Origin of the sequence: Streptomyces anatolicus, from assembly GCF_019400875.1 — a bacterium.
GTDB classification, from domain to species: domain Bacteria; phylum Actinomycetota; class Actinomycetes; order Streptomycetales; family Streptomycetaceae; genus Streptomyces; species Streptomyces anatolicus.
This window is the reverse complement of record NZ_WMBF01000332.1, coordinates 1-6,994: the sequence shown is the minus strand read 5'-3', so window position 1 is coordinate 6,994 and position 6,994 is coordinate 1. Positions and strand designations below refer to the sequence as shown.

At 74.1% G+C, this 6,994-nt stretch carries 5 protein-coding genes; all 5 read right to left on the bottom strand.

Going from position 1 to position 6,994, the window contains the following annotated elements; translation table 11 throughout:
• Positions 1-42: 42 nt before the first annotated feature.
• Positions 43-1,146 carry a carbohydrate kinase family protein gene (locus GKQ77_RS23930; protein WP_219690996.1) on the bottom strand — a complete coding sequence of 368 codons (1,104 nt, stop codon included), beginning with the start codon at positions 1,144-1,146 and terminating at the stop codon, positions 43-45.
• Positions 1,147-1,251: 105 nt separating this feature from the next.
• Entirely contained in the window at positions 1,252-2,253 is a 1,002-nt protein-coding gene (locus GKQ77_RS23925; RefSeq protein ID WP_219690995.1) for an adenosine deaminase, read from the bottom strand.
• 51 nt (positions 2,254-2,304) lie between these two features.
• Positions 2,305-3,210, bottom strand: a complete 906-nt coding sequence (locus GKQ77_RS23920) for a ribonuclease Z (protein WP_219690994.1) — start codon at positions 3,208-3,210, stop codon at positions 2,305-2,307.
• 15 nt (positions 3,211-3,225) lie between these two features.
• On the bottom strand, positions 3,226-3,579 hold the full coding sequence (locus tag GKQ77_RS23915; RefSeq protein ID WP_219690993.1) for a histidine triad nucleotide-binding protein: 354 nt from the start codon (positions 3,577-3,579) through the stop codon (positions 3,226-3,228).
• 66 nt (positions 3,580-3,645) lie between these two features.
• Entirely contained in the window at positions 3,646-6,855 is a 3,210-nt protein-coding gene (locus GKQ77_RS23910; RefSeq protein WP_219690992.1) for a S41 family peptidase, read from the bottom strand.
• Positions 6,856-6,994 lie beyond the last annotated feature (139 nt).

Below are 6,994 nucleotides of genomic sequence, written 5' to 3'. Positions count from 1 at the left end.
CGTTTGCCCCGCGCCTCGTCCTTGCCGAAGAACCTTTCCCCCTTACGCCGATCTGAAGCCGATCGTCGGGACCGCTCTGCGTAGGGGCCAGGGGCGGCTCTGGGCCGGGAGGAGGGTTTCCAGGAAGCTGTAGCGCCGCAGCGCCGCCGGGTCCTGTTCGTCGAACTCCCGTACGCGCTGCCACCACGCCCCGACCTCCGCCCAGCCGGGCGCGGACAGGGACCCGCCGAATTCCTGCACGGAGAGCGCCGCCGTGAGCCCGGCGAAGGCCAGCCGGTCCGCGAGCGGCCACTCCGCGAGCGTCCCGGTGACGAAGCCCGCCACGAAGACATCGCCCGCGCCGGTGGGGTCCAGCGCCTCCACCTCGATGGCGGGGACGTCCGCGGTCTCCCCGGTCCGCCGGTCCACCGCGTACGCGCCCTCCGCGCCGAGGGTCACCACCGCCAGCGGCACATGCTCGGTCAGCGCCCGTGCGGCCGCCCGGGGGCACGACGTACGCGTGTACCGCATCGCCTCCTCCGCGTTCGGCAGGAAGGCCTCGCAGTGCGCCAGGTCGGGGAGGGCCGCGAGGTCCCAGCGGCCGGTGTCGTCCCAGCCGACGTCGGCGAAGATCCGCGTGCCGCTGCGGGCGGCCTGCGCGATCCAGGGGGCGCGGCTGCCGGGCGTGAGCGAGGCGATGGCGGCACGCGCGCGTGGCGGGCAGGAGGGGGCGCCGCCGTCCGGGGCGTCGGCGTCCGGCGGCGGCTCGTGGCCGTGGCTGACCATGGTCCGCTCGCCCTCGTAGGCCATGGAGACGGTCACCGGGGTGTGCCAGCCGGGAATGGTCCGCGACGAGGTGAGGTCGATGCCCTCGCCTCCTTCGAGGGTGTCCCAGCAGTACTCCCCGTAGTGGTCGTCGCCGAAGGCGGCGGCCAGCGAGGTGTGCAGGCCGAGCCGGGCGAGCGCGGCCGCCATGTTGGCGACGCCGCCGGGGCTCGACCCCATGCCGCGCGCCCAGGACTCGGTCCCGCGCACCGGCGCGGAGTCGAGGCCGGTGAAGATGATGTCGAGGAAGACCGTGCCGGTGAGGTAGACGTCGCAGGCCGGATCACCGGCTCTGCGGGCCGCCTTCAGCGGGTCGACGGTGGGCTGTAGGGGTACGACCATGCAGGCAACGTAACGGACGACGCGCGCGGGGGCCCGGGGTTCCCGGGTCCGGCACGTCGCGCGGTCCATCGGCGCGGTGCCGCCGGCACGGTGCTGTCGGCGCGGTCAGTCGAACGAGTAGGCCTCGACCTCCGCGAGGTACCGCGCCCGCAGCGCCTCGTCCGCCGCGTCCCTGTCGAGGAAGGCCGCCTCGAAGGAGTTCCGCGCCAGGGTGCGCAGCCGCTCCTGGTCGATGCCGAGCGCCTCGCGGACGGCGTGGAAGGTGTCGTCGACGTATCCGCCGAAGTAGGCGGGGTCGTCGGAGTTGATTGTGCACAGCAGCCCGGCGTCCATCATCCGGGCCAGCGGGTGCTCCTCGAGTACGTCGATGGCGCGCAGCCGCACGTTCGAGAGCGGGCACAGGGTGAGCGGCACCCGCTCGCGGACCAGGCGCTCCACAAGCTCCGGGTCCTCCATGCAGCGCAGGCCGTGGTCGACGCGCTCGACGCGCAGCACGTCAAGGGCCTCGGTGATGTAGGCGGGCGGGCCCTCCTCGCCCGCGTGGGCGACGAGCCGCAGGCCCAGCGCGGCGGCGGCCTCGTACACCTCCTTGAACTTCGCCGGCGGGTGGCCGACCTCGGCCGAGTCGAGGCCGACGCCGATGATCCGGTCGAGGTGGGGCTCGGCGGCCCGCAGGGTCTCCATCGCGGACTCGGCGGACTGGTCGCGCAGGAAGCACATGATGAGCCGGGTGGAGACGCCGTGCCGCTCCTCGGAGCGGTCGAGCGCGCGGGAGAGGCCGTCGATGACGGTGGCGAGGGGGACGCCTCGGGCGAGGTGCGCCTGCGGGTCGAAGAAGATCTCCGCGTGCCGTACGCCCTGGGCGGCGGCGCGCGCGAGGTAGGCGTCGGCGAGGTCCGCGAAGTCGGCCTCGGTGCGCAGCACGGCCATCAGGCCGTAGTAGAGGTCGAGGAAGGACTGGAGGTCGTCGAAGAGGTAGGCCTTGCGCAGCTCCTCGGTGTCGGCGTAGGGCAGGTCGACGTCGTTGCGCGCGGCGAGCGCGAAGGCCAGCTCGGGTTCGAGGGTGCCTTCGATGTGGAGGTGGAGTTCGGCCTTGGGGATCGGCATGGTGCGGTCTCGCTCAGTTCTGTGCTGTGTGGGGGGTGCTCAGGTGCGTGTTCAGGTGCGTTTGGGCAGGGGGACGCGCAACAGGTCGTGGGCGATGGTGAGTTCGCCGTCGAACCCGGCGGCGCGTGCCTGCTGTTCGTAGACGCCCGGGTCGGGGTAGCGCTGGCTGAAATGCGTCAGCACGAGATGGCGTACGCCCGCGTCGATCGCGACCCGCGCGGCCTGACCTGCGGTCAGGTGGCCGTGGTCGGTGGCCAGTTGCTCGTCCTCGTCGAGGAACGTCGACTCGATGACGAGCATGTCGCAGCCCTCGGCGAGCGCGTACACGCCGTCGCAGAGCCGGGTGTCCATCACGAAGGCGAACCGCTGGCCGCGCCGCACCTCGCTGACCTCGTCGAGGGCGACGCCGCCGAGGCTGCCCTCCTTCTGGAGGCGCCCGACGTCGGGGCCCTTGATGCCGCGCTCGGCGAGCAGGCGGGGCAGCATGCGGCGCCCGTCCGGTTCGGTGAGGCGGTAGCCGTACGACTCGACGGGGTGGGAGAGCTTCACCGCGTCGAGGGCGTACGAGGGTCCGGCGGCGAGCGGGCCGTCGGCGGCGACCGGGGCCTCGGTGAGCCGGACGGTCTCGCGGTAGGCCGTGGCGTACCGCAGCCGGTCGAAGAAGCGCTGTCCGGAGGCCGGGTAGTGGGCGGTGACGGGGTGCGGGACCCGGTCGAGGTTGATGCGCTGGATCACCCCGGCGAGGCCGAGGGAGTGGTCGCCGTGGAAGTGGGTGACGCAGATCCGGTGCAGGTCGTGCGCGGCGACCCCGGCGCGCAGCATCTGGCGCTGCGTGCCCTCGCCGGGGTCGAAGAGGAGGCCCTGGCCGTCCCAGAGCAGGACGTAGCCGTTGTGGTTGCGGTGCCGGGTCGGGACCTGGCTGGCGGTGCCGAGCACCACCAATTCACGTACGGACAAGAGGGGTTGGCCCCGCTATCCGGGGGGCCACTGGAGGCCGCGGCCGCCCAGGACGTGCACGTGCGCGTGGAAGACGGTCTGGCCGGCGCCGGTCCCGGTGTTGAAGACGAGGCGGTAGCTCTCGGACCCCTCCTGGGCGGCCACCTCGCCCGCCTCGCGCAGCACGTCGGCGGCGATCTCCGGCGCGGCGGCGGCCAGCGCGGCGGCGTCGGGGTGGTGGACCTTGGGGATCACCAGGACGTGCGAGGGAGCCTGGGGGTTTATGTCACGGAAGGCGAGGGTCGTCTCGGTCTCCCGCACGACGTCCGCCGGCACCTCACCCGCGACGATCTTGCAGAACAAGCAGTCGCTTCGCGCTTCGCCCGCCATGGGTCCGGCCTCCTCGTGAGCAGTGATCAGTACGCTGGAATGCTATCCCTCGGCGCGGTGGCGGGCCTATGGCGCCCCGGGGAGGTCCGGTGCCGTCTTCGCGGGGTTCTCCTCCAGCGCGGCGAGCGCGATCCGCACGGCCTCGTCCAACTGCGGGTCGCGGCCCGCCGCGTAGTCGTCGGGGGTGGTGACGATCTCGACGTCGGGGGCGACGCCATAGTTCTCGACGCCCCAGCCGGGGCCCTCCATCCAGAACGCGTACTTCGGCTGGGTCACCAGCGTCCCGTCGACCAGGTGGTAGCGGCTGTCGATGCCGACGACGCCGCCCCAGGTGCGGGTGCCGACGACGGGGCCGATGCCTAGCGCGCGGATCGCGGCGTTGACGATGTCGCCGTCGGAGCCGGAGAACTCGTTGGCGACGGCGACGACCGGGCCGCGCGGCGCGTCCAGGGGGTAGCTGAGGGGCCGTTCGCCGCGGGGCAGGTCCCAGCCGACGACGCGGCGCGCCAGCTTCTCCACGACGAGCTGGGAGGTGTGCCCGCCACTGTTCTCGCGGACGTCGACGACCAGGCCCTCGCGGGCGACCTCCACGCGCAGGTCCCGGTGGATCTGCGCCCAGCCGGGCGCCTGCATGTCGGGGACGTGGAGGTAGCCGAGGCGGCCGCCCGAGCACTCGTGGACGTAGGCCCGCCGGTCGGCGACCCAGGCGTGGTAGCGCAGCGGCCCCTCGTCGGCGACGGGGACCACCACGGCGTGCCGCGGATCGCCGCCGCCCGAGGGCGAGACGGTCAGCTCCACGCATTTGCCCGCGGTGCCGACGAGCAGCGGTCCCGGGCCCGTGACGGGGTCGACGGGCCGGCCGTTGACCTCGACCACCGCGTCGCCCGGGCGCACCGCGACGCCGGGGGCCGCGAGCGGGGACTGCGCGGCGGGGTCGGAGCTCTCGGAGGGGAGGACGCGGTCGATGCGCCACTGGCCGTCGTCGCCGCGCGAGAGGTCGGCGCCGAGGAGGCCCTGGCGCAGGGCGGAGCCGCCCCCGCCGCCGGGGGTGACGTAGGCGTGCGAGGTGCCCAGTTCGCCCTGGACCTCCCAGAGCAGGTCGACGAGGTCGTCGTGGGTGGCGACGCGGTCGAGGACGGGGCGGTAGCGGTCCAGTACGCCGTCCCAGTCGACGCCGCCCATGTCGGGCCGCCAGAAGTTGTCCCGCATCAGGCGGCCCGTCTCGTCGTACATCTGGCGCCACTCGGCGGCCGGGTCGACGGTGTGGCGGATGCGGGAGAGGTCGACGGTGATGTTCGAGTCGCTGTCCTCGTCGCCGGAGGCGCGCCGGTCGCTCGGCACCACCTTCAGCTTGCCGTCGGTCCACAGCAGGACCCGTTTGCCGTCGCCGGTGACCGCGAAGTGGTCGGCGTCGGCGGCCAGTTCCTCCACGCGGCGCTGGGCGAAGTCGTACCGCTCCAGTTCCGTGTGGGGTTCCGGGTCGGACGGGGTGGCCCGGGAGGCGCCGAGCACGCCGCGCACCGGGTGGCGAAGCCAGAGCAGGCCGTCCTTGGCGGCGCGCAGCGTGGTGTAGCGGGCGGCTTCCACGGGGAACGGCACGATGCGGTCGGCGAGCCCGTCGAAGTCGATGCGGGTGACGGGGGCGCCCTCGCTGTCGGGGGTCTCGGCGCCGGGGCTGTCCTGCCCCTCGAAGGGCCTGCCGTGCCGCTGCGGGCCGAACGGCGACGGTGTGGTCGCGGCGAGCGTGAGCAGGTAGGGCCGGGAGCCGCCGACGAAGGCGAGGTCGAAGACGTGCTCGTCGTAGACCGGGTCGAAGGCGCGCGCGGAGAGGAAGGCGAGGTGCTTGCCGTCGAGGGTGAACGCGGGCGCGTAGTCGCGGAAGCGCAGCGGGGTCGCCTCGGACACCGACAGGTCGGCGGTGTTGGCGAGCCTGAGCTGGCGCAGCGGGCGCGGGCCCGGGTGCGACCAGGCGAGCCAGGCGGAGTCGGGTGAGAAGACGAGCCCGGTGGCCTCGCCGTCCTCGGCGCGGTCGACCTCGCGGACCTCGCCGCTCTCGCGCTCGACGAGCAGGACACGTCCGTCGTGCGAGGCGACGGCGGCGCGGCTGCCGTCCGGTGACATGGCGAGCGAGAGGACCCGGCCGAGCTGTCCGGCGGCGAGCCTGCGGGGCGTCGCGCCGGGCGCGGGGCCGGTGGCGGGGGCGAACTCCAGCGCCTCGTCGCCCTCCGCGTCAGTCACCCACACCACGTGCTCCTCACCGGCCACGCGGAAGGTGCGGGGCAGCCGGGCGCGTACTCCCGGAGTGGCGGCGAGCGCGCGGGCGGGGCCTTCGCGGTGGGTGATCCAGTGCACGGAGCCGCGTACGGAGACCGCGCTGCCGCGGCCGGTGTGGTCGGGCGCGGCGGCCCCGAACCAGCGGGCGGCGGCCACGGGGTGCGGCTGGAGGTCGGCGCGCTGCCCGCCGAGCCGGATGTCGAGGCGGCGCGGTTCGGTGTCGGCCAGAGCGTCGAGGAGCCACAGCTCACCGGCGCTCATATAGATCACGCGGGTGCCGTCGGTGGCGGCGTGCCGGGCGTAGAAGCCGTCGAGGGGGGTGTGGCGGCGCAGGTCGGAGCCGTCGGGCAGCGAGGAGTAGAGGGCGCCGACGCCTTCGTGGTCGCTGAGGAAGGCGACCCGCTCCCCCACCCACAGCGGGTACTCGATGTTCCCGTCGAGGTCTTCGTGCAGGCGTACGAACTCGGCGTCCGCGGCCTCGCGGATCCACAGCTTGCCCGCGGTGCCGCCGCGGTACCGCTTCCACCAGGCTGCCTCGCGGCCCATGGGCGCGGAGAGCAGCAGGACCTGCCCGTCGGGGCCGTGCGCGACATCGCCGACCAGGCCGTAGGGCAGGGTGGCCGCGGGGCCGCCGTCCAGCGGCACGGCCCGCGCCCAGCTGCGGCGCGGCGAGGCCTGGCCCGTCGCGCTGACGGCGAGGACCTGGCCGTCGGGGGTCCAGCCGCGTACGCCCGTCTTCCAAGTGCCCCAGTACGTCAGCCGCTTGGCGGGGCCGCCGTCGACGGGCGCGATGTGCACCTCGGGCGCCCCGTCGCGGGTGGAGGTCCAGGCGAGGGTGGTGCCGTCCGGGGAGAAGCGGGGGTGGTTCACGGGCATGTTGTCGGCGCTCACCCGCCAGGCGCGGCCCCCGTCGAGGGGGGCGACCCAGACGTCGTCCTCGGCCGTGAAGGCGGCCAACTCGCCGTGGATGTGCGGATACCGGAGGTACGCAGTCTGAGTCACACCGCCCAGCCTAGGCAGGCGCGGGGCGGCCCGGAAGCGGTTTGGATCACTTCGTCCGGGACCGCCCGTCCGTGCCGTGCGGTCACTTCCCCGGGGCGCAGTCGCAGGTCGAGGGCGGGGGCGGGGTGACGGTCACCGT